The following is a 23,248-nucleotide window of genomic DNA, read 5'->3' on the forward strand; positions in this document are numbered from 1 at the left end:
CCGCGCTCACTCATACCACCGCGGCGTGTAAACCCACTCACCACCATCGACGCCGTTAGCAAACGCACGTGTCGTCGACGACCCTACGATCACCATCGTGCGCATGTCCACATCCGACGAACGCAGTTCACCGAGCGTGATCGTGCGCAGCGTGCTGCCCGGTCTGCCGATATCGCGGCCGAGCACCACTTTCGTCGCGGCAGCGCGATATTCACGCACGATGTCCAACGCTTTATCCAACTGCCACGGCCGTGCGCGAGAGATCGGGTTATAGAAAGCCATCACCAGATCCGCTTCGGCCGCATGCCGAAGGCGCTTTTCGATGATGGTCCACGGTTTCAGATTGTCGGATAGCGACAGCATGCAGAAGTCATGGCCCAACGGCGCGCCCGCTTGCGCCGCGGTTGCCATGGCCGCGGACACCCCCGGCACGATGGCAAGTTGCACGGCTCGCCAGTCAGCGTTCGTCGAAGCGCCTTCTTCGAGCGCCTCAAGCACCGCGGCCGCCATGGCAAACACGCCGGGATCGCCCGAGGACACCATCACCACAGAACGTCCCGTGCTCGCGAGTTCGAACGCATGGCGTGCCCGCTGCATCTCTTCGCGATTGTCCGTGCCGTGTACGCGCTGGTCGGCACGCAAGGGGCCGGCCATTTTCACGTAGGTTTCGTAGCCGAGAATATCGGTGGCTTCGTTTAACGCCGTTCGAGCGGCAGGCACCATCAGGTCCGCGCTGCCGGGGCCGAGGCCGATCACGGTCAAGCGGCCGCGTGTACGGCCAATCGTGTCCGGGTCGATGGCCAGCGCGGCCAACGCGAGTGCGACTCCTGCGTCTGCGTCGTCATGCAAGGTTTGATATGGGACGCGTAGCGCGGCATGCAGCAAATTGCTCGGCGGCTCGCCGTCCTCCGGGCCCGCCTGGGCAAAACGCAGCGGCACGTTCAGGCTCGCGGCGGCATTGGCGAGCGCCGGGTTCGCCATGTGTTCGGAAGGAACCAGCAATGCTGTGAGCGAAAGCGGTGCAAGACCGTGCGCGTCCAATGCCTCGTGTACCAGCGCGGCGATTCGCGCGCCGGAAGCCGTCAGCGCATCAGCACTGGAATTTGCGCCGAGGTCCGTATCCGTACTGGAATGCGCACCGGCAGCGGCGCCGGCATCCGCACCCGGAACAGTCACCGCCGCCACCACACTCCGCGGGTGAATCACCAACTCATCATCCCGCCCATCCCATGCACGCGGCGTCACGCGGATCGCGAGACGTGCCGATTTCGAGCGCGGCAATTGCGCGTCATCGAGCCACGGCGCTTCACCTTCGATGCGCGTGCTTTCACCCGCCAGCAGATCTGACACGAAGCGCTTACCTTGCGTTATATCGGCAAGCACATAGCCCTCAGGCGGATTGAGCACGCACGTACCGAAGCGCAATTCGCCACTCGTCGTAATCGCGGGCGGCACGTTCAACGCAGCGGCAATCTCGCGAGCCATCACGTTGACACCGGCAAGTCCGCCGAGCAGGGGCACGACCGCACTGCCATCTTCTGCAACGGCCAGCACAGGCGGTTCGACACCCTTGTTCGACAACAACGGCGCGACGCAACGAATCACGATCCCGGCGGCGCATAACGCGATGATCGGCGTGCCGCGTGCATACAGATCACACAGATGCGCGCGGAGTTCCGTGTACGAGACGTCAGCCTCGACTCGCCCCTGCAAGGCATGAACCTGGCAGCCTGCATACAGCATCTGGATACGCCGCGCGGTCTCCAACGCGCTCGCACCGAGAATCACGATCGCGGGTGGCGTCAACCTTGCCATTTTTCCCCCGGCACCACGAGCAGCGAAAAATACGGCGATGCCATCGGATCGACCTCGTCAAGCGGCACGATGCGCTGATTGCCCATGGTCGCGCGTTCGACATAGAGCGCACGATGCGCGAGCCCCAGTTCGCCGAGCACGCGCCGCACCTTATCAAAATTGCGGCCCAGTTTCATGATGACCGCAGCGTCGGCATCGGCGAGACGCCGACGCAGTTCGTATTCAGGCAACACGCCGGAGAGCACCGACAGACTCTGATTGCGATACACCAGCGGCGAGCCGAGCACCGCTGCACCGCCGAGCATCGAGCACACGCCGGGCACGACTTCGGCCTCGAAACGCGCCGCGAGGCGGTCGTGCAAATACATATACGAGCCGTAGAAAAACGGATCGCCTTCGCAAATCACCGCGACGTCGCGGCCCGCGTCGAGATGCCCGGCGACGACCTCCGCAGCGGTGTCGTAGAAGTCGGCAATGATCGCCTCATACGAAAGCGGCGGTTCGAGCGCTTCGGTCGTGACGGGATAAACGAGCGGCAGATGCTGTTGAGCGTCATGCAGATGCGCCTCGATGATGCCGAAGGCGTTGCCCTTTTTACCCTTCGCGACGAAATACGCGACCACGGGTGCCGCTTTCAGCAAACGCAGCGCTTTCAGCGTGATGAGTTCCGGGTCGCCGGGGCCGACGCCCAGTCCGAATAAACGTCCTTGTACCGTCATTTACTCGACCTCCGTCGCCAGCGCGTTCACGGCAGCGGCGGCCATCGCGCTGCCGCCCCGTCGACCGTGAACCACGACGAAGGGCACGCCGCGGCTGTCTTCGGCCAGCATCGCTTTCGATTCGGCCGCGCCGACAAAGCCGACCGGAAAACCGAGGATCAGCGCGGGTTTCGGCGCGCCGGCATCGAGCATGTCGAGCAGATGAAAGAGGGCGGTCGGCGCGTTGCCGATCACGACGACGCTGCCTGCCAGCTGCGGCCGCCACAATTCGAGCGCGGCGGCCGAGCGCGTATTGCCGAGTTCGCGCGCAAGCGCGGGCACGTCCTGATGGGTGAGCGTGCAGATCACGTCGTTGTTCGCGGGCAGTCGCGCGCGCGTGATGCCTTGCGCCACCATGCCGGCGTCGCACAGAATCGGCGCGCCTTGTGCCAGCGCCGTACGGCCCGCGGCGCCTGCGCCTTCGGAAAACTGAAGATCTTCAACGACGTCGACCATGCCGCAGGCGTGGATCACGCGCACCGCGAGTTTCTCGAGGTCGACGGGGATGCGCGACAGATCCGCCTCCGCACGTATCGTCGCGAAGGATTGGCGATAGATCTCCTGACCGTCGCGAATGTAATCAAGCATCTGAGGGGCTCCGGGCCGGGTGTGACAATGGGTCGAGCATGTCGGCGGCCTGTTCGATCGTGAGTTGGTGCGCGACGCACGAGCCGAAACCCGGCTGGCCGTCGCGGCGATAAAGGTCGTAGATGCCGGGCGCCGCGGCGAGCAGCGTGTACGGCGCGCAATGTGCGGCGGCGCATGAGCGCGGACAGCCGCTCAGATGAACATCGACACCGTCGGGTAAGCGATCCACTAGAAGTAACGCGTCGGCTTTGGTGTCGGCGAGGCTTTTTGCGCAGCCTGTCGAACCGGCGCAGGCGATCAAGTGCGTAGTAGGCTGCGCGGGATCGCAGGCGAGGCCTAGCGCGTGCATTTCAGCGAGCACGGCGGGCGCGGCATCGGCAGCGATATCGGGCAGCAATACGCTTTGCCAGGGCGTCATGCGCAACGTGCCGTTGCCTTGCTGCTGCGAGAGCGTGGCGAGGCCGCGCAAGGTCGCGGCGTCGAGGCGTCCGAGCGGCGGTTGGCCGCCTACGTGCATCATTCCCACGACTCGCTGTGCGTGCGCGCCGAGTCGAAGCATGACATCGGCGCGCGTGGGCCGTTGCCAGTCTGCAAGCGATGTGTCGCGTGACAGCGGGAAATCAACGTACGTTTGAGCGTGCTGCAATAGCGTGTCGACAGGATGCGTGGCGAGCAGGTGACGCATGCGCGTGGCATCTGGCGCGGCCAGATCGAGGAACGTGTGCAGCAGTGCACGAACAAGGCCTGTGACTTGAGAAGGCAGCACTGCGGCGAGAGCGCCGGCGTAATTCGGATGAGGATGGTCAACGGAGCCATGCGAGCCGGTACGCGCGACATGCAGGAAGGCATCGGCATCGGCATCGGCGTTCGCCAGAGCTGGCGGACAACCCGCGAATCCAAACACAAATCGCACACCATCTTCCGCCTGCGTCGCCGCCAGCCAGACATCGTGCGGATGATCGAGCCTCGCAAGACGCTCACCACCATCGAGCAGTAGCGCGAATTTGGGCGATAGCGCCGCGAAACGCGCTTCTGATTGCAGCAAGGTGAGCAGTTCGGCACTGAGCGGCCTCGTATCGAACAGCGCAAATGGATCGCGTCCGGCAGTCGGGCTCACCATCACATTGCGCACATCGTCCGCAGCGGACGCCGATATCGGGCCAGGCGCTTGCTGTGCGGTCGACGGTCGCGTAGTTGAGACATCCGCTGCGCCGAATCGAGACGCGTCAGAAGTATCCGCCGAGGTCGCGAGCAGCAAGCTGTCAGCATCCGCTGCACCGCCCGCCGAAATCGGTCCAAGCCCCGCATCGACCAGCGCCGCGATCAACGCCGTTTCATGCCCGCTTCGCACGCCACGCACCTGCAGATTCGCACGATTGGTCAGATCGACTACGCCCGCCGCATGCCGCTCGCTGACTTCGGCGATCACCGCGGCCTGCGCCGCGCTCAGCTCGCCGCCGGGCAATTTGATCCGGCAGATCCCGCCATCGCGCGCGGCGACGATGCGCAGCAGCCCCGGGCACGCCGAGGGCCGCAGCGCGAGAGCCGGGTCAGGCAAAGCAGTGGAGGGCGAAGCTTGATTCAAGACGGACACCGGGTTGAGCGTCGCGCGACGGCCCGAGCAAGCCGCACAGCGGCCATTGCTACGGCATCGGTACACCCCGCCCGATGTAGGCTGGCACGAACAGTCTGGCCGGCAGGTCTCCTGGCTGGCAGGTCATGGTCCGCCGCGGCCTTCCCGGTCGAACCAGTGGCGCGGAGCGCAGGCGGACTCGCTGCATACAGTTGCGGGGGCAGCCACAGCGACACTGTGTTCCCTCTTCGGCCCCGAAGGGCACCGGCGGCTGTATTATGCCTTTTTTCGAACAGCACAACGAGGCTGGACGCTTTGATCGGCGTGGCACAGCGCATTATTTGAAGATACAGAAAGAGGATGGATGCATGCCGGCGTGGCTGACCGTGGTGGGCATAGGCGATGACGGCTTCGCCGGCTTGGGGAGGCCCGCGCGACGCGCTTTGCTGGAAGCGTCGGTGGTTTATGGCGGCGAACGTCATCTGGCGATGCTGCCCGTGCGCCTCGCCGCGCGCCGTGCGGCATGGCCGAAGCCGTTCGATCTCGCGCCTTTGCTGGCGGAGCGTGGCGGCCCTGTGTGTGTGCTGGCGAGCGGGGACCCGATGCTGTTCGGCGTAGGCGCGACTCTCGCGCGGCAGTTGCCGGCAGGTGAGTTGCGGGTGCTGCCCGCGCCCTCGTCGCTGTCGCTGGCGGCCGCGCGGCTTGGCTGGCCGTTGCAGGATGTCGCCACGGTTTCGCTGGTGGGACGCCCGTTGCCTACGCTGAATGCTCATTTGCACGACGGCGCGCGCGTCTTCGTGCTGAGTGCAGACGGGCGTACACCCGCTGCACTGGCCGAACTACTGAATGCGCGCGGTTTCGGCGCGACCCGGATGACCGTGCTGGAACATCTGGGCGGAGATCTTGAACGGTGCATAGATGGCCGCGCGGACCAGTGGCCCGCAGGAGAAGTGGCGGCGTTGAACCTGATCGCGCTTGAATGCCGTGCAACGGAAGGCGCGCCGCGTTTGCCGCTGACCATCGGCTTGCCCGACGACGCCTTTCGCCACGACGGTCAGTTGACCAAGCGCGACGTCCGCGCGATCACGCTGGCGCGCCTCGCGCCGACGCCCGGCGAATTGCTATGGGACGTGGGCGCGGGCAGCGGCTCGATCGGTATCGAATGGATGCGCGCGCACCCGACCTGCCGCGCGATCGCGATCGAAGGGCACGCGGAGCGGCAGCGTTTCATCGAGCACAATCGCGATGCGTTGGGCGTGCCGGGTTTGCAACTGGTGGCCGGCCGCGCGCCTGAAGCGCTGGAGGGCTTGGCTGTGCCGGATGCCGTGTTCATCGGCGGTGGCGTGACGGTGCCGGGCGTGCTCGACGCATGCTGGGCGCGTCTGCGTGACGGCGGGAGGCTGGTTGCCAATGCCGTCACTTTGCAAGGGGAGGCAGCGCTAGCAGCGTGGCGTGAGCAACACGGCGGCACGTTGACCCGCATCGCGCTGGCCGACGCACAGCCGCTCGGTGGCTTCGATACGTGGCGCCAGGCGCTGCCGATCACGCTGCTGGAGGTCACGAAGCTGGCCAGCAGCACGAGCGGCCCTTCCAGCACGAATACCGCGCACGGTACGAATGGCACAAACGGCACAAACGGCACCTCAAGCAAGAGCGCCATATCCAGCACGTCCACCAGTTCAGCCGCCTCACCACGCCACCCGTAATGCGCGAAGAAACGCCCGAACAACCCGCACCGCTGCGTAGCGGCTACACGACCGGCAGTTGCGCCACCGCGACGTCGCTCGCGGCCGCGCGTCTGTTGCTCGCGGGTGTCGTCAGCGAGGTCGCGGAGATCGTGTTGCCGAAGGGCCGGCGTGTGCCGATGCCACTGGTGTTCTGCCGCCGGACCACCGATGGCGCGGAAGCCGGCACAGTAAAAGACGCTGGCGACGACCCCGACGTGACGCACGGCGCGATCGTATTCGCCCGCGTGCGCTTGCTTGCCGAACCGGGCGTGACATTCCGCGCAGGGCCAGGCGTTGGCACGGTGACGCGCGCCGGCCTCACGCTGCCCGTCGGTGAACCGGCAATCAATCCCGTACCGCGCAAGATGATGACCGAACATCTGACCGAGCTCGCAGCGGAACACGGATACGCGGGCGGCTTCGAAGTGACGATCGGCGTCGAAGGCGGCGAAGCACTCGCACTGAAAACGATGAACCCGCGCCTCGGCATTCTCGGCGGCCTGTCGATTCTCGGCACCACCGGCATCGTGCGGCCGTTCTCGTGCTCGGCCTATATCGCATCGATTCATCAGGGTATCGACGTCGCGCGTGCGAACGGCTACCTGCATCTCGCGGCCTGCACCGGCAATGCAAGCGAAGACGCGATGCGCGCGCATTACGGTCTGCCGGACATCGCGCTGATCGAAATGGGCGACTTCGTCGGCGCGGTGCTCAAGCATATGAAGCGTGCGCCGGTCGAGCGCCTGAGCGTGTGCGGCGGTTTCGGCAAACTCAGCAAACTGGCAGCCGGGCACCTCGATCTGCATAGCCGCAATTCGAGCATCGATCTTGAACGGCTCGCAACGTGGGCCGCCGAGTATGGCGCCGACGACGCGTTACGGGCAGCGATCCTCGCCGCCAATACGAGCCAGCAGGCGGTCGCGTTGGCGCACGCGCAACATGTGCCGCTCGGCGATATCGTCTGCCGTCACGCGCTAGCTGTTGCGCGCGATATCGTGCCGCCGCAGGTCGCGGTCGAAATGTTCGCGATCGACCGCCTCGGCAATCTGATCGGAGCGGCCCAATGATGCGGATCCTGCTGCTCGGTGGCACAGGCGACGCTTTGCGGATTGCCAGGCAGCTCGGCCCCGAGCATGTGTACAGTCTTGCGGGCCTCGGCAAGGTGCCGGACGATTTATCCTGCGAGGTGCGCGTGGGCGGCTTCGGCGGCAGCGAAGGGTTGGCGCGCTATATCGAGGACCAACGCGTTAGCCTCGTGATCGACGCGACACATCCGTACGCCGCGCAGATCAGCGCGAATGCCGCGAAAGCGAGCAGTGCGGCGCGCATACCGTGCTGGGCGCTGCGTCGCGCGGGATGGCAGCCGCAAGCCGGCGACGACTGGCGCATGGTCGACGATTGGGCCGAACTCACGGCCGCGCTCGCTTCATTCAATCGACCCCTGTTCACGCTCGGACGCGAACCGCTCGCGCATCTCGACGAAATCCCGTCGCAGCAATTCTGGACGGTACGCTGCCTCGACGCACACGAAGCCAATCCACGTGCGCGGATTCTGGCGACACGCGGGCCGTTTACACTCGAATGCGAGCGAGCGCTATTCAGTGCGGAAGCATTCGATGTCGTCGTCAGCAAAAACAGCGGCGGCAGCGCCACCGAAGCGAAACTCGAAGTCGCGCGCGAACGCGGCTTGCCGGTGGTCATGCTGCGGCGCCCTGCATTGCCCGCAGTCGATCGCGAGTTTGCAAACGTGGCCGACTTGCTGGAAGCATTGCAAGTCTCAGGTTAAACGGCGCATGCATGCATGCCATGCCGGCCAAACGAATCATGGAGTAGTGAATGACGGTGTTTTTTATCGGCGCGGGTCCCGGCGACCCGGAACTGATCACGGTGAAAGGGCAACGCCTTGTGCGCGGCTGCCCGGTGATCCTGTACGCCGGCTCGCTGGTGCCGGCCGCCGTGCTCGAGGGGCATAGCGCGGAGCAGGTCGTCAATACCGCCGAGCTCGACCTCGACCAGATCGTCGCCTTACTCAAGGCCGCACACGACAAAGGCCAGGACGTGGCGCGCGTGCATTCCGGCGACCCGTCCTTGTATGGCGCGATCGGCGAGCAGATTCGCAGACTCCGCGAACTCGACATACCCTACGAGATCGTACCGGGCGTAACGGCGACCGCGGCATGCGCGGCCACACTCGGTTGCGAACTCACGTTGCCCAACATTTCGCAGACGCTGATCCTCACGCGCTTCGCAAGCAAAACAACGATGCCGGAAGGCGAACAACTCGGCGACCTCGCGAAACATCGCGCGACGATGGCGATTCACCTCGGCGTGCGCCATCTTGCACGCATTGTCGATGAATTACGGCCGCATTACGGCGGCGCGTGTCCGATCGCGGTGATCTATCGCGCCAGCTGGCCGGATGAAGAAAAAATCATCGGCACGCTCGACGATATCGTCGGCAAAGTGCAGTCCACGAACATTGAGCGGACTGCGCTGATCCTGGTGGGGCAGGTGCTGGCGGCTGAAGGATTCGCGGAGTCGACGTTGTACGCGAAAGGCGGCTGACCCGCACACCGCCGATTCAGCCGATTCCTTAGCCCCCTGACTTCAACTGTGCCCAGAGCCTGCTTTCCAGACGTTTGATCTGGGCGGGCAGGGGCTTGAGCAGAAACAGCGTTTTCAGCACGGACTCAGGCGGGTACACGGTCGGATCGTTGAGAATTTCCGGCCGCACGAATTTGCGCGCGGCGGCGTCCGCATTCGGATAGAACACCTCATTGGTGATCCCGGCATGAACCTCGGGGCGCTCGATGTAGTTGATCCAGTTGAGCGCCGCCTCCGGATGCGGCGCATCTTTGGGGATCGCCATCATGTCGAACCAGATCGGCGCACCACCTTGAGGAATAAAGTATTTGACCTCGTAACTCTTGTTGGCTTCGCGCGCACGATGGCTCGCCATCGACACGTCACCCGACCAGCTCAAAGCAAAACAGATGTCGTCGCCCGCAAGATCGTTGATATAGCTCGTCGCGTTGAACTGCGTGATGTACGGACGGATTTTCTTCAGTGCGTCGTACGCGGCCTGGTAGTCGGCCGGATTCACGCTGCTCGGATCGCGCCCGAGATAGTGCAACGTCACCGCGAACACATCGCTCGGCGCGTCGAGTATGGACACGCCGCAACTCTTCAGCTTGCTCAGATACTCGGGCTTGAAGAGGATGTCCCAGCTATCGAGCGGCGCATCGTTGCCGAGAATTTTCTTGACTCGCGTAACGTTATAGCCGAGCCCCGTGGTGCCCCATGCCCACGGCACGGCGTACTGATTGCCCGGGTCCGCATCGGCGACCAGCTTGAGCAGATTGCGGTCGAGGTTCACCAGGTTCGGCAGTTTCGATTTGTCGAGTTTCTGGTAGATGCCGGCTTCGATCTGCTTGGCGAGAAAGTTCGAAGTCGGCACCACGACGTCGTAGCCCGTAGAACCCGTCAGCAGCTTCGCCTGCAAGGTTTCGTCGCCGTCGTAGACATCGTATTGCACGTGAATGCCGGACTCTTTCTCGAAGTTCGGCACGGTGTCTTTCGCGATGTAGTCGGCCCAGTTGTACAGATTGAGCTGCTTTTCGTCGGCGTGCGAGGAAGTGCCGAACGCGCAGAACAACAGCGCTGCCAGCAGCGACGCGGTCGGCCTGGGCTTCATGAAGGTGTGGGGCATGATGGTCGTCCAGAGAGGATTCATTCAACAGAGCGGTCGCGGCCTTACATACGCTGATGGCGTTGCAGCTTCTGATTGCGCATCAGGCACAGCATGTCGGCGGCAAGGTGGGCTGCGGCGAGCGCGGTGACGTCGCTGTGGTCGTAGGGCGGCGACACTTCCACCACGTCCGCGCCGACCAGATTCACGGCGCCCAGCGCGCGAACGATTTCCAGCGCCTGTGCCGAGCTCAGGCCGCCCGCCACCGGCGTGCCCGTACCGGGTGCGAAGGCCGGATCGAGACAGTCGATGTCGAAGGTGAGGTAGGTGGGCGCATCGCCGACGATCGACAGCACTTCGTCGATGGTCGCCTGTGTGCCATTGCGATGGACCCACGGCGCGTCGAGAATGCGCACGCCCATGAAGTCCTCGTTCCAGGTGCGAATACCGATCTGCACCGAGCGCGCGGGATCGATCAACCCTTCACGGATCGCCTTGTAGAACATCGTGCCGTGGTTCAGCGAATCGGGGTTGTCGTCCGGCCACGTGTCGCAATGCGCGTCGAAATGGATCAGGCTCAACGGCTTACCGTACTTTTCAGCGTGAGCGACCAGCAGCGGATAGGTGATGTAGTGGTCGCCGCCGAGCGTCAGCATGCGGGTGCCCGTGGCGAGAATTTCGCGAGCGTGGGCGATGATCGCGTCGCGGATGCCGAGCGGGTTGTGGGCGTCGAACCAGCAGTCGCCGTAGTCGACCACGTTCAGATGATCGAACGGGTCGACGCCCCACGGAAACGCGCCGAGTTCGGCCAGTTGCACCGAGGCGGCACGCATGCCCGCCGGGCCGAAACGCGTGCCGGGACGGAAGGTGGTCGCGAGATCGAGCGGAATGCCCGATACGGCGACGTCGACGCCGGTGAGATCGCGCGTGTAGGGCCGGCGCATGAAGGACAGCACGCCGGCGTAGGTGGGCGCAAGGGGTTGGCCGGCCGCGTCAGTGCCCGCGGCAGGGGCGGTCGAGGCAGGGTGCAAAGCGTTCAGGTTCAGGGTCATACACGTCGGTCCGGTCAGTTTCAATGAGCGCCGTCACACAAATATTTCTCATGTCTGTAGAAACAGCATGAGACGTGTGAAGGCCAACTGGCGCTATGATTGCGAGGCAATATTCCGGCGAAAAGCGAAGATTTTTGCTGGAAGTATCGATATTTCTAATATCTTCCCTGACCGCGGCGATCCGATGCGTAGACTTCCCCCTCTGCAGGCTTTGCTCGCTTTCGACGCCGCCGCGCGCGTCGGCAGCTTCACGCGCGCGGCGCAAGAACTCGCGCTGACCCAGTCGGCGATCAGCCATCAGATCCAGCAACTCGAGGAGTGGGCCGGGGTGCCGCTATTCCGGCGGATTGGGCGCGGCGTCGCGCTGACCGCGGCCGGTTTGCTATTTGCGCAGACCGTGACGTCGGCGATGACGACCCTCGCGGATGGGCGCGATCGCATCGAGCCGTATGGCAACCCCGATTCCGTGATCATCTATTGCGCGCTGCAGTTCGCGACAGGCTGGATCATGCCGCGCATGCCGGCGTTTACGGAGGCAATGCCGAACATCGAGATCTGGCTCGTTACCGGGGACGAGGTCAACGAGATCGATCGTGTCGATGTCGACCTGATCGTTTCCGCGAAGGAGATCCGCACGCCGGAAGTGATCTGCGAGCCTTTGCTCGACGAGCAGGCGGTCGCTATCTGCGGACCTGTGACCGCGCGCCGTCTGCGTTCGATGCCCTTTCCCGAGGTGTTGACGCAGGCGCCTTTGCTGGTGCTCGAGCAGCGTCCGGAGTGGGCCCCGTGGTTGCCTGAGTTAAGGCGCGGCGGTTTGCGCACGCGGCGCGCGATGACAGTCGACGACCCCCGCATCCTTGTGGCGGCCGCCGAGCAGGAAGCGGGCATCGCGATGGTGTCCCGGCTTACCGCCGGCGATGCATTGACGAGCGGACGCGTCGAGGTCATGCCGCAGGTACCGGGCTTCGCGCTCGCGCCGCTCTGGCTGATGCGCTCCGCCCAACCGGCGCGCTCCGCTGCGGTGGATGCGGTTTATGCGTGGATGGTGAGGCTCTGTCGGGACGGTGGTTGAGGCGTGGCCCATGCGCGCTGCGCCCCGGGAAAATTTCGCAAGCTCTGCACCATCTTCCGGCCATGAGGCAGCTATCCTAGCGCGATGATGAAGCCCAGCACGGAACGCGATTACCGTCGACGGATTGCCCGCGTCATCGAGGCAATCCTGGGGGAGCCTGGTGCGCCGCACACGCTCGAGACCCTTGCCGCGGTGGCGCATCTGTCGCCGTATCACTTCCATCGCATCTATCGCGCATTGACCGGCGAGAGCGTGGTCGAGACCGTGCAACGGCTGCGGTTAGCCCAGGCCGCGCAACGGCTTACCGATGCCGCTGCGTTGGTCACCACGGTCGCGCATGACGCCGGCTACAACAGTCCGCAGGCCTTTGCGCGAGCGTTCCGCGGTTTCACCGGGGTTACGCCGAGCGAATTCAAGGCGCGGCAGAAACGCCTCGCCGCGCCGTCGAAAGCGTGCCGCACAAGTGAGCCATGCGAGGCCGCCGCGACTGAAAGCGAACTGTCGGTTTTGCCGTCGATCGAACTCGCCGAGATCGCACCGATCGATCTCATGTGCCTTCGCCACGATGGACCTATCGCGACAATCGGGCAGACCTACCGGTCGCTGATGGACGTGCTGCGCTGCGAGGGGAGCTCGACGAAGGGTCAACGCGTCGGCATCTGTAGGCACGATCCTGCGCTGAGTGGTGGCTTCCAGTATTACGCCGGCATCGTCGCCACGCCTCCTCGCGTGCCGCGAGCGGCGGAGAGCCAGGCAATCGAGGCGGTGCGCGTGGAGGGCGGCCTGTATGCGGTCCACCGGCTGATCGGTCCGTATGCGTTGATCGCGCCGACATTCCGGGCGCTCTACGGCGGCTGGCTGCCGCAAAGCGGCTATGCGCACGACGACCGTCCGGGGCTCGAGGTGTACCGGAACCTGATGGTTGCGGGTTTGCAGCACGCCTGCGTCACGGACCTGATGATCCCCATTCGCAAGGACTGAACATGTTTCGTCGTTACTGTGCCGCTTTCGCATGCGCGGCGGCGTTGTGGTCGGCGGCGGCCGCCGCGCGGGCAGATCAGGCTGTCTGGCATGTGGGCGAGGCGACGCGTGTCTTTCATCCCGCTGCGGCTCGTCATTGGCGTGGGGCGCAGACGCAGGCGCTTGTGACGAGCATCTGGTATCCGGCCGATCTGACACGCCCGGAAGTCGCGCATGACATTGGCGCGCACGGTCGTCCGTTTTTCCACGGGCATCCCGCTGTCGTCGATGCGCCGCTGTCCGGCGCACGTGCAAAATATCCGCTGCTCGTGCTCTCACACGGCACCGGCGGCACCGCGGACAGTCTCGACTGGCTGGCATCGGCGCTGGCCGCCGAAGGCTATATCGTCGCCGGTACCAACCATCCGGGTAACAACGCATTCGAACCGATGACCCGCGACGGCTTCATGCTCTGGTGGGAACGCGCCACGGACGCAAGCGAGGTGCTCGACGGCGTGCTTGCCGACCCGATGCTGGGTCCGCATGTCGACCGGGACCGGATCGGCGCGGTGGGTTTCTCGCTCGGTGGGTATACGGTTCTTGAACTGGCGGGCGCGCACACCAATTTGCCGGCGTTCGAGCGCTTCTGTTCGTCACCGCAGGCTGACGCGATCTGTCATCCGCCGGAAGCCGCCAGAATCCATGAGGACCCCGGCGCGCCTGCCTTGACGCTCGCAACGCTTTCACCTGAGACGAAGGCGTCACGAGCGCGCGCCGGTGACTCGTATCGCGACCCGCGCATCAAGGCGGTCTTTGCGATCGCGCCGGCACTGGGCGAGGCGTTCGACAGCACCTCGTTCGCGGATGTCAGCATCCCCGTGTCGCTGCTTGCGGGCGAGGCCGACGTAACCGCGCCGGTGGACACCAACATCCACCGCATCGCGGGTTTTATGCCGAGCGCAACCATTACGATGGTGCCGGGCGCGTCGCACTATACCTTTCTGGATACCTGCTTGCCCGCAGGCGTCGAACACCTTGCGACCATCTGCAAGGACAATCCGGGCGTCGATCGCGATGCGATCCATGCGCAGACGGCCCAACGGGCGATCGATTTTTTCGCCACCACGTTGCCTGCGGGTGACGAGTAGCGAAGCTCAGTCCTCAAGTGGCGAGAGCGCTTCAAGCGGCACCTGCTTCGCCGGCCCGAGGTTGATCGCCGGCACGAAGCCCAGCAGCACGACCACAAAAATCGCAATCGCGAAGATCGAGATGAAGGTCAGGTGCAGCGACTGGTGCAACACCATGCGGATCATGTCGCTATCGGCAAGACTCGCCACCTGATTCTGCAACAGCGCCTTCAACTGATCCGACGTGACCACGGCGACGTCCTTCGAGTGACTGAGCCCGAAGTTGAGCACCGCGCCGAACAGCGTTGCACCCAGCGTGCTGCCGAGATTGCGCGAAAACAGATTCGATGCAGTGGCGCTGCCGCGCTCATCCATCTTGACGATCTCCTGGATCAGCACCAGCGAACTGACGCTCGACGTGCCCATGCCGAAACCCATGATGAGCGAACCGAACGCCGCGATGAGCGGCGAGCCGCCAGGCTGCAGGAACAGCAACAGCACGGCGCCAATCGGTATGAACGCGCTGCCGCCGATCAGAATGCGCCGCAAGCCGATACGGTGAAATGACTTCGCCGCGAGCGTCGCGCCCGCCGGCCAGCCCACCATCATCATCGTGAGTGCAAGACCGGCGACCACCGGCGAGCGGTGCAGCACGCCCTGAACATACATCGGCAGGAAGGTGGTGGAGCCCATCAGGATCATGCCGGACAGCACGGTTGCGGCATTGCACGCGGCAATCGGCCGGCGGCTCCAGAGCGCGAACGAGATCATCGGTTCTGTTGCGCGGCGTTCCTGGAACACGAACAACAGCAGGCACAGCATGAATGCGCCACCCGCGAGCGATGCCTTGGCGATGTCGTCGTCGCCTGCGTAGGTCAGCGCCATCATCAGTGCCGCGATCGCCGCCATGAACAGCGCCGCGCCCGCGAAGTCGATCGACGGACGCGCATGCCGTTCCGACTCGCGCAGGAACGCGATGAAGCCGGCTGCCGAGGCAAGGCCGATCGGCACGTTCATCCAGAAGATCCATGCCCACGACAGGTTGTGGATGATGAAGCCGCCCACCATCGGCCCGACCACCGCTGAAATGGCCCACACACTGGCGAGATAGCCTTGCACCTTGCCGCGTTCGCGTGCCGGATAGAGGTCGGCGACGATGGTCAGCGTAACCGGCTGGATCGCGCCGGCACCGACGCCCTGAATCAGGCGGAACACGATCATGGCGGGCATCGACCAGGCGAAACCGGCCAGCACCGAGCCGAGCAGAAAGATGGCGATGCCGGCGAGCATGACCGGCTTGCGCCCATACAGATCGGCGAGCTTGCCGAACACCACGGTCATCGCGGTTTGTGTCAGCAGGAACGACGAAAAAACCCAGCTATACAGATGCAGATCGCCGAGTTGGGCGACGATCTGCGGCATGGCGGTGGAAACGATGGTGGCTTCGATGGCGACCATCGCCATTGAAGCCATGACTGCGGCAATGACTAGAGGACGCGACGATTGCGGGCTGCGGGACATGGGGCGGGTAGTATTAGGATGTTGGAAGCGTCTGACGGCGTGACAGGTGGCAGGCATGCCGCGACGCAAAAGCGCGGCCGCACGAAGGCGGCCGATGTCGAGTATGCACCTTGTGGAGAATGTGTGCTGAACGTGCTCAGCGATGGCCAGGCTCAAGCGGCTTTGATTCGGCTTCAAAGCGTCAGCCTGGCACAGCCTTTGCGCGCTCACCGCTACTTTCGCCAAATGGAGGGTCATTATGAGGATCGAATTCACCGGACGCCGTGAAGTGGTGGCAGCGGCGCGCGTAGCCTTTGAAGCTAATGTCGATGGGGCTGACGTCTGGTGCAGCGTGTCGCTGGACGCGCTGAACGACCATTTCGGCAACGAGGGTCCGTCGGCCCACAATCTGGTCGGTACCTTCGAGGCTAATCGCGCGCGGATTGAAAATGCTACGCGGCGGGTTCTCGAGAAAAACGGGGGACAATCCGTGGAGCTCGAAACCGGGGATTTCAACTAAGGCCTGAGCGGCCCAAATCTTGACTTGGGAGGGCGGTCCGGCATCTGCGCGCCGGGCCTGCTTCAATGGCTTTTCATTCGCAGCGCGCCTCGCCTGCAATCACAGCGACAATCCGAACCGTCCGGTGCGCGTGAGCAACGCCATCGAGTACAACACGATCAATTGGAATGCCTCAAGTACATGAACCTGAGCTACGGCTTTCCGATGTGCTGCGGTATAGTCGCGCCAACCGATCGCAGACACGCCTTGGACCTTTGCCGCGGGACCGGCAGGCTGAGGCTTTGACCATCCGGAGAACGTCGTGCAGGAAATCATAGAAGGATTCATCCGCTTTCAACGCGAAGTCTTCCCGCAGCAAAGCGCATTGTTCAAACGGTTATCGATCGCGCAAAGTCCGAGAACGCTGTTCGTGACCTGCTCGGACAGCCGTGTCGTTCCCGAGTTATTGACCCAGGTGGAGCCCGGCGCGCTGTTCGTGATCCGCAACGCGGGCAACATCGTGCCGTCTTACGGCCCGGAACCGGGCGGCGTATCGGCCACTGTCGAATACGCGGTGGCGGTCTTGGGCGTGCGGGATATCGTGATTTGCGGTCACTCCAATTGTGGGGCGATGACGGCGATCTGCACCTGCAAGAACCTCGACCATCTGCCGGCCGTGGCGGGTTGGCTCCGTCACGCCGACGCGGCGAAAGCCATCAACGCATCGCGAACTTATGCGTCGGATGCCGAGCGTCTCGACGCTCTTGTCAAAGATAACGTGATGGCGCAGCTCGCGAACATTCGCACGCATCCATCGGTGGCCGTGGGCCTGACGAACAAAACGCTGCGCCTGCACGGCTGGATTTTCAATATCGAAAGCGGCGCCATGCTCGCACTCGATGGGCGCACAGGGGATTTCTTGCCGTTGGTGGACAACCCTGAAATTTATGCGGTCTAGCCGCGCACGGCCGCCCCACGAAAAGCGGGCGTAGTCAAACCGGAAAACCGCTTCGACGTGCCGCATAGCCGCCTATACTGCCAGAGCGCCTGGAGCCGGTGACACCGCTCCACCGTGTGTTGCAGCACACGCCGGTGACGCCGCTCGATGGAGCGCCACGAGCCAGGCAGCTAGCCGCCTTTCGATGCATTGGATCTTTTTCAAGGAACCGCCATGTCTACCGAATCCGCGCACATCGATAGTTACCTGTTCGAACCGGTTGCGCTCGGGCCGCTGCAGTTGCCCAATCGCATCGTGATGGCGCCGCTGACGCGCAGTCGCGCGAAGGAGGGCGATGTGCCGAGCGAACTGGCCATCGAGTATTACGCGCAACGTGCAACGGCCGGCCTCATCATCGCCGAGGCGACGCAGATTTCGCAGCAAGGCAAGGGCTATGTGTTCACGCCTGGTATTTATGACGACGCCCAGGTGCAGGCGTGGAAACATATTACCGATGCCGTGCATGCGAAGGGCGGCCATATGTACCTGCAGTTGTGGCACGTGGGCCGTATTTCCCATCCGTCGCTGCAGCCGGGTAATGCGTTGCCCGTAGCGCCTTCGGCAATCAAACCCGAAGGCCAGGCCTATACCGACGAGGGCTTCGTGCCGCTCGTCACGCCGCGTGCGCTTGAAACTTCGGAGATGGCGGGCATCGTCGAGCAATATCGGTTGGCCGCACAAAACGCGAAGGCCGCCGGTTTCGATGGCGTGGAAATCCACGCGGCAAACGGCTACCTGCTCGACCAGTTTCTGCGCGACAGGACCAATCAGCGAACCGATCAATATGGCGGCTCGATTGAAAATCGCGCGCGCCTGCTGCTGGAAGTGGCCGATGCCGTGACGGAGGTCTGGGGCGGTGAGCACGTTGGCGTGCGTATTTCTCCGCTCAGCAGCTTCGGCGATATCGCCGACAGCGATCCCGAACCGCTTTTCACCTATGTGGTGAAGCAACTCAACGCCCGCAAGCTCGTCTACCTGCATGTCATCGAAGGTGACACGGGGGGCGCGCGTGAAGTCGAGGGCGGCTTCGATCTGCAGGTGTTGCGCCAGGCATTCGATGGGTTGTTCATGGCGAACAATGGCTATGACAGAGAGCTCGCGCAGAAGACACTCAAGGCAAAACGGGCGGATCTGATCGCGTTTGGCCGGCCTTTTATTTCGAATCCGGATCTGGTCGAGCGGCTCCGGGCCGGCGCACCGTTGAACGAGCCGGATAAGAACACGATGTATGGCGGTGGCGCGGAAGGTTACATCGATTACCCGACGATGGACGAAGAAGCGAAGCGCTGAGTGGGCCTGGGCTTCGTCACGCAGCGAATCACAAGGCCGATTTCGTAATCCGCGCTCCCGCGCACACGCCGCTATGAGCGACGTGTGTGCCTCCTTGCATTGCTTTACTGTGCCGATCAGTCTCCCGGGCTATACAGATCGAGTAGCTTGAGCGTCACGCCGTTGGTCCATCCAAAGCCGTCCTGCAGCGGATATTCGCCACCGCCGCCCCCTCCGGTGCCAGCGCCTTCCACCACGTACTTTTCGACCAGCTTGTTCTGCGACGCGTAAACGCCTTTCACGTCAGTCAGGAAGCGCGTGCCGATCTGCTGCGCAAGCGCATCCTGGCCATAGCGCTTCAGGCCTTCGATCGCAACCCAGTGCAATGGCGCCCAGCCGTTCGGTGCATCCCATTGCTGCGTGGTGTTGTAGGTGGTCGTCGCAAGGCCGCCCGGTTGCAGCAGGACGGACTGCACCTGTCGAGCCGTCTTCTGCGCGCGGTCCGGCCACGCCGCACCGACCCACAACGGAAACACCATCGCCGCAGTCTTGTTGTCGCGCGGCTTCGCAAGCGTCCAGTCGTAGTCGCCGTAGTAACCGTTGGCGTTCCACAAGTACCGGTTGATCCCGAGCGCCCGTTTGGCGGCGCGCTCAGCGAACTCGCCGACACACCGGAAATCGCGCGTCTCGCCGCAGCCTTTCGCAATGGTGATTTCAAGGTGGAACATGAGGCTGTTCAGATCGACCGGGATGATCGACGTGGTGCGCACCGTCGCGAGTGTCATGTTGTCGCCGAACCAGCGGGAGCTGAAATCCCAGCCGCTCTCGGCAGTCGCCCGCAACTCGCGGTAGACCTCGTTCGGATTGCGGCCCGTTGCCTGCTGGGCGGTCTGAATGTCCTCCAGATAGGACTCGTCACGCGGCGTATCGAGTTCATCCCAGTAGCGGTTGAGCACCGTGCGATCCGGCATCACGACGACGTTGCGGGTTGCCTGGCCCGGCTGCGTCGAGCTTTCTCCCTGCATCCAGTAAGCGTACTCCTTGCGCAGGGCAGGCAAATACTTCTGATAGACGCTGCGGCCTTCGACTTTCGCCGCCAGCGCCACCATGTACGAGAAGAACGGCGGCTGGGAACGGTCGAGGTAGTAGGTGCGATTGCCGTTCGGGATGTGGCCGAACGTATCGATCTCATAGGCGAAGTTGTCGAGCATGTTGTCGACGAGATCTTCATGCCCCGACTCCTGCAAGCCTAGCATCGTGAAGTACGTATCCCAGTAGTAGCCCTCGCGGAAGCGGCCCCCTGGCACCACGTACGGCTTCGGCAACGGGATCAGCGAACTGTTTGCAGGCGCGCTCGTCGTGGTGCGGGTGAGAGCAGGCCACAGCCAGTTGATGTGCTCGCGCAGCGTTTGATTCGCGGGCGGCGTGATAACAGGTTCGCTCGGCGGAGTGAAGTACTGGTTGACGAAGTTCGCCAGCGAAAAGCCGGGATTGTTCTTCTGCTGTTCGTACAGTTGCACAATCGCGGCAGGATCGGCGTTCGGCGTTGCGTCGACGAAAGTCTTCTGATCCGGATAGATCTGCGCGGTTTGCACGGCTACGAAAAGATCGCCGTATAGCTTGTCGGGAGCGGGAGGAAGCGTGCCGCCGACCTGGGTGTCGGCGTGACACACGCCGCTGAGACTGGTGAGGAAAACGAAGCTGGAAACGGCGCTTGCTTTTCTTAAACTGGCAGCGCCCAGCGGCGGGGCGAATGACAGACGACGGGCGAGGCCGATACGGCGCAATTGCGATGACACAATCATGTCTCCTCCTGAGGAATGGACAACAGGATTGGTCTGCCTCACGCCCTCTTTCTTCTCATGATTGCCGGGGCGCGGCTAGCATCGCACAAAACGGAGGGCGGTTCAAACTATGCGCGAGGAATGCGCCGAGGTGCGCTGCGCAAGCCGACGGCATACGACTGCATTAGCCGCCCGGCAGCTTGCGCGCTGCCGAGCGGCTAACCAGGCCTCCTTAAGCCTTCTTCAGTTCGACGTCACGAGCGAATCCGACGGCACGATCCTCAGTGCCCCGGGGCCCTGCGCCGCCGGACTCGACCACGACAGATGCATGCTGGTCGGACCTGTACCATGCACATACTCCACCTTGATCGATGCGCGCTGCTTCGCGTTGAGCCAGGTCGTGCCGCTCACGGTGGCCAGTGTCGAGGTCTTCTTGTTGATGACCCGCACCCCGTTGATCCACAGACGCGCAACGTTGTCGCTATTGATCGAGAACGTGTAGGGCCCGGTTCTGGCGGCCTCTATCGCACCGGTCCATCGCACGCCATAACCGGTCGCGTTGACGCCCGCTGAGGCATCAGGCGAATCGGTGCCGCGTTCGGTGTTCAGGTCGAAGTCGATCAACGGCGCGATTGATGTCTTGACCGGCGCGCTGTTGAAGGTCGGATCGTTGTAGTAGGCGACCTGCAGCACCGGCAGCTTTACATCGAATCCACCCGTCAATGCCTGAGTCTCCGAGGTCTGCCACGGGTGACCGTCCGGATAGATCGTTCCCTGGAAGGGCGTTGCCGGTTCGACGGTGGCAGGCGCGCTCGGCACCTGGCCCCAGTGGAAGCGCGTATTGGTGCGGCCGATCATCAGTTCCCACACGATGAAGCCCGTCGTGCCGCCATAGTTCGACACAATGCCCGGCATCGTTTGCCCCGTCGTGCCAGGGAAGCCTCGCTGCAGCGTTTCGGAATTCAGCGCGCTTACATTGCTGCCGTTCACCGGACCTGTGTACGGGTTGTTGTACGGGTGGAACGCATAGAAGTCCGAGAAATACGTGCCTTCGTCCTCCTGCACCTCCGGCGAATTGATCGGCTGCGTCGCACCTGCATTCAGAATCGCGATGCGCGCATCGTTCATCATCACGGCGCGCGTTTGCTGCAACGAGCCGTTGCCGCTGCAACCCGGTTCGTTCATCGGCTCCCAGAAAATGATGCGGGGATCGTTGCGGTGCGGCGCGACGAAGTCGGTGATGTAGCTCGCGAGACTCGCCTTGTACGTGATGCTGGCATTGGTCGCTGTCGGCTGGAAATACGCCTGCTCGACCGGTGTGCCGGGCGACTGCACCCACTGGCTGTTATGCACGCCCCAGACCGGCGCGGGCTGCGGGCCATACGCGGGCGTCGGGTTCCAGCAGTCGTCGTAGAAGATCGGCGAGACCTTGATGCCATGCCGCGCGGCAATCTTCAGCAGGTTCTCGAACTTGCTCAGGAATGCGACGCGATCGTTCGCCCACACGAGGTAGTGCAGATACACGGCAATCGTGTTCATACCGTACGTTTGCGCGTACGTCAGCTCGCGATTGACGATCTCGGGGTCGTAGTTCTCCCAGAAGTCGATCGCGTTCACCGCGTTGGACGGCGTGTAAACCGCGCCGACAACCTTGGAGAAATCGAAGGTGGGTGAGGTAACGGTCGGATACGTGTGGATCGTGATGTTGCTGAAGGTCGCGCCAACGCCGAATCGCCGCAGCCCGAAGCTGCCCGACTGGAAGGCCGCTGGGAGGGCGTTGGTGGCGTCGTTGACGCTGATCACGCGCTGCTGGTCGAAATCGACGGTGATGGCCGTGCCGCTCGTCGTGACCTTCAGGTGGTGCGTGCTGCCGCCCACGATCGTGCTTATCGGATACGCGATGAAGTTCGTCCAGTTGTTGTTTTCGCGGCCGACCTGCAACACGTGCGAGCCGGTATCGAGGCCGATGTAGTAGCCGGTCAGGCTATCTGGGCCGCCTGCGGTGGGGTTTGTCGTGCGGACGATAAAACCGGCGTTCGCAGCGCCGTTCCCCACTGGCGCGCTCACCGTCACATCCGCTTCGTAGGACGCAGTGGCGTAGGTGCTTGCAAGCGCAACGGTTTTATCGCCGGCGCCCGTGCCGTTGGTGGCCGGTGGGGCAATCGTGATGGTCGAACTGCTCGTGCCGGGCTGCCAGCCTTGTGTCGATCCGGGCGCGAGGTAGCTCGTGAAGTCGCCGAAGTTGAGGGTCGTGGTGGAAACCGGAGTGGGCGGCGGTGGCGGGGTGTACGGCGGAAGGTTGAGGGTGGGGTCGGCGATCACGAGCGGGGGTGTGGTCGTTTTCATCCCCAATGGAATGGCCTTCGCGGCCCTGAATTCGGCTTCGACGTTAGCGGTGTCCGCGAGAGCCGCTGCCGAGGCCGCCGACGCCGCCGATGCCGCTGCGGAATCGACTGCCGCGATCTGCCTGTTCGCTGACGCTGCCGCGCCCGGTGAACCGTCATTGCCGCCGCAAGCGCCCAGCATGGCGAGCGCCGCCAGCACAAAGTAATTGCGCACCTGTATCTCCTGATGTCCCCGCTTAATTGATGGTCATAATTATTATTAAATCTGCATAGGGCCATAGACAGCGTGTCCAAGCCCCATGGATGCGGAAATCGATATGAATAATATTATTAGTTGGCGAGACCTGTATCGGTACTTACCCGGAATGGTGCAAACGGAGGGCAGGGTGTCAAACGGGTGCGCTGGCTCGCTTGACGGCGCGGATGCGGAATAGGTGAGCGTTGTTTTCCCGGTCGATCGCGCGAGGAGCAGCAGGCATAATCCGTTTTCTGAT

Annotated in this window: 19 protein-coding genes and 1 riboswitch; of the genes, 10 read left to right on the forward strand and 9 right to left on the reverse strand. The window is 63.4% G+C overall.

Annotated elements, in window-relative coordinates; translation table 11 throughout:
- Positions 1–6: 6 nt before the first annotated feature.
- From cobJ to cobG, 4 genes are read right to left on the reverse strand one after another with little or no spacing between them, the layout of a single operon-like run.
- Entirely contained in the window at positions 7–1,815 is a 1,809-nt protein-coding gene (gene cobJ / locus PQQ86_RS28585) for a precorrin-3B C(17)-methyltransferase (protein ID WP_408274631.1), read from the reverse strand.
- The gene (locus tag PQQ86_RS28590; RefSeq protein WP_408274634.1) at positions 1,803–2,534 is read right to left on the reverse strand and encodes a precorrin-2 C(20)-methyltransferase; all 732 of its coding nucleotides are present in this window, start codon (positions 2,532–2,534) and stop codon (positions 1,803–1,805) included. Before PQQ86_RS28590 ends, cobJ begins: the two co-directional genes overlap by 13 nt.
- The gene (locus tag PQQ86_RS28595) at positions 2,535–3,161 is read right to left on the reverse strand and encodes a precorrin-8X methylmutase (RefSeq protein ID WP_408274637.1); all 627 of its coding nucleotides are present in this window, start codon (positions 3,159–3,161) and stop codon (positions 2,535–2,537) included. It abuts the gene before it with no gap.
- Entirely contained in the window at positions 3,154–4,755 is a 1,602-nt protein-coding gene (cobG, locus tag PQQ86_RS28600; protein ID WP_408274639.1) for a precorrin-3B synthase, read from the reverse strand. The genes PQQ86_RS28595 and cobG overlap by 8 nt, the downstream gene beginning before the upstream one ends.
- A gap of 84 nt (positions 4,756–4,839) precedes the next feature.
- Positions 4,840–5,018: riboswitch (cobalamin riboswitch) on the reverse strand.
- 84 nt (positions 5,019–5,102) lie between these two features.
- On the opposite strand from cobG, the gene cbiE reads away from it, so the two are divergent.
- From cbiE to cobM, 4 genes are read left to right on the forward strand one after another with little or no spacing between them, the layout of a single operon-like run.
- Positions 5,103–6,440 (forward strand): precorrin-6y C5,15-methyltransferase (decarboxylating) subunit CbiE, encoded by a 1,338-nt coding sequence (gene cbiE, locus PQQ86_RS28605; protein ID WP_408274642.1) that lies wholly within the window; start codon positions 5,103–5,105, stop codon positions 6,438–6,440.
- Positions 6,440–7,528: a cobalt-precorrin-5B (C(1))-methyltransferase gene (locus tag PQQ86_RS28610; protein ID WP_408274645.1), complete on the forward strand. Its 1,089-nt coding sequence runs from the start codon at positions 6,440–6,442 to the stop codon at positions 7,526–7,528. Before cbiE ends, PQQ86_RS28610 begins: the two co-directional genes overlap by 1 nt.
- Positions 7,525–8,247 (forward strand): cobalt-precorrin-6A reductase, encoded by a 723-nt coding sequence (locus PQQ86_RS28615; protein WP_408274648.1) that lies wholly within the window; start codon positions 7,525–7,527, stop codon positions 8,245–8,247. The genes PQQ86_RS28610 and PQQ86_RS28615 overlap by 4 nt, the downstream gene beginning before the upstream one ends.
- Positions 8,248–8,297: 50 nt before the next feature.
- On the forward strand, positions 8,298–9,026 hold the full coding sequence (gene cobM / locus PQQ86_RS28620) for a precorrin-4 C(11)-methyltransferase (RefSeq protein WP_408274651.1): 729 nt from the start codon (positions 8,298–8,300) through the stop codon (positions 9,024–9,026).
- 28 nt (positions 9,027–9,054) lie between these two features.
- Here cobM and PQQ86_RS28625 read toward each other — a convergent pair whose 3' ends face one another.
- Together PQQ86_RS28625 and speB are read right to left on the reverse strand one after the other, a co-directional pair.
- Complete coding sequence (locus PQQ86_RS28625; protein ID WP_408274653.1) at positions 9,055–10,170, reverse strand: polyamine ABC transporter substrate-binding protein; 1,116 nt, start codon at positions 10,168–10,170, stop codon at positions 9,055–9,057.
- A gap of 44 nt (positions 10,171–10,214) precedes the next feature.
- Positions 10,215–11,201 carry an agmatinase gene (speB, locus tag PQQ86_RS28630; RefSeq protein ID WP_408274655.1) on the reverse strand — a complete coding sequence of 329 codons (987 nt, stop codon included), beginning with the start codon at positions 11,199–11,201 and terminating at the stop codon, positions 10,215–10,217.
- A 184-nt stretch (positions 11,202–11,385) separates the two neighbouring features.
- Here speB and PQQ86_RS28635 point away from each other — a divergent pair, with 184 nt between their 5' ends.
- From PQQ86_RS28635 to PQQ86_RS28645, 3 genes are all read left to right on the forward strand, one after another.
- Positions 11,386–12,273: a LysR substrate-binding domain-containing protein gene (locus PQQ86_RS28635; RefSeq protein WP_408274657.1), complete on the forward strand. Its 888-nt coding sequence runs from the start codon at positions 11,386–11,388 to the stop codon at positions 12,271–12,273.
- An 84-nt stretch (positions 12,274–12,357) separates the two neighbouring features.
- The gene (locus PQQ86_RS28640; RefSeq protein WP_408274660.1) at positions 12,358–13,254 is read left to right on the forward strand and encodes an AraC family transcriptional regulator; all 897 of its coding nucleotides are present in this window, start codon (positions 12,358–12,360) and stop codon (positions 13,252–13,254) included.
- 2 nt (positions 13,255–13,256) lie between these two features.
- Complete coding sequence (locus PQQ86_RS28645) at positions 13,257–14,381, forward strand: alpha/beta hydrolase family protein (RefSeq protein WP_408274662.1); 1,125 nt, start codon at positions 13,257–13,259, stop codon at positions 14,379–14,381.
- Between the two features lie 6 nt (positions 14,382–14,387).
- On the opposite strand, the gene PQQ86_RS28650 is transcribed toward PQQ86_RS28645, so the two are convergent.
- Entirely contained in the window at positions 14,388–15,881 is a 1,494-nt protein-coding gene (locus PQQ86_RS28650) for an MDR family MFS transporter (protein ID WP_408274665.1), read from the reverse strand.
- A 238-nt stretch (positions 15,882–16,119) separates the two neighbouring features.
- Between PQQ86_RS28650 and PQQ86_RS28655 the strand changes: the two genes are divergently transcribed.
- From PQQ86_RS28655 to PQQ86_RS28665, 3 genes are all read left to right on the forward strand, one after another.
- Positions 16,120–16,380: a DUF1488 family protein gene (locus PQQ86_RS28655; RefSeq protein ID WP_169490214.1), complete on the forward strand. Its 261-nt coding sequence runs from the start codon at positions 16,120–16,122 to the stop codon at positions 16,378–16,380.
- Between the two features lie 301 nt (positions 16,381–16,681).
- Entirely contained in the window at positions 16,682–17,317 is a 636-nt protein-coding gene (locus PQQ86_RS28660) for a carbonic anhydrase (RefSeq protein WP_408274668.1), read from the forward strand.
- Between the two features lie 213 nt (positions 17,318–17,530).
- Complete coding sequence (locus PQQ86_RS28665) at positions 17,531–18,646, forward strand: alkene reductase (RefSeq protein WP_408274671.1); 1,116 nt, start codon at positions 17,531–17,533, stop codon at positions 18,644–18,646.
- Between the two features lie 116 nt (positions 18,647–18,762).
- Here the strand turns inward: PQQ86_RS28665 and treA are convergent, their stop codons facing one another.
- Together treA and PQQ86_RS28675 are read right to left on the reverse strand one after the other, a co-directional pair.
- A complete protein-coding gene (gene treA, locus PQQ86_RS28670) occupies positions 18,763–20,430 on the reverse strand; it encodes an alpha,alpha-trehalase TreA (protein WP_408274673.1) in 1,668 nt (555 codons plus the stop codon).
- A 222-nt stretch (positions 20,431–20,652) separates the two neighbouring features.
- Positions 20,653–22,968, reverse strand: coding sequence for a PA14 domain-containing protein (locus PQQ86_RS28675; protein ID WP_408274676.1), 2,316 nt, complete (start codon positions 22,966–22,968; stop codon positions 20,653–20,655).
- Positions 22,969–23,248: the final 280 nt, after the last annotated feature.

This window comes from Paraburkholderia sediminicola (assembly GCF_046026675.1).
In the GTDB taxonomy this organism is placed as follows: domain Bacteria; phylum Pseudomonadota; class Gammaproteobacteria; order Burkholderiales; family Burkholderiaceae; genus Paraburkholderia; species Paraburkholderia sediminicola_F.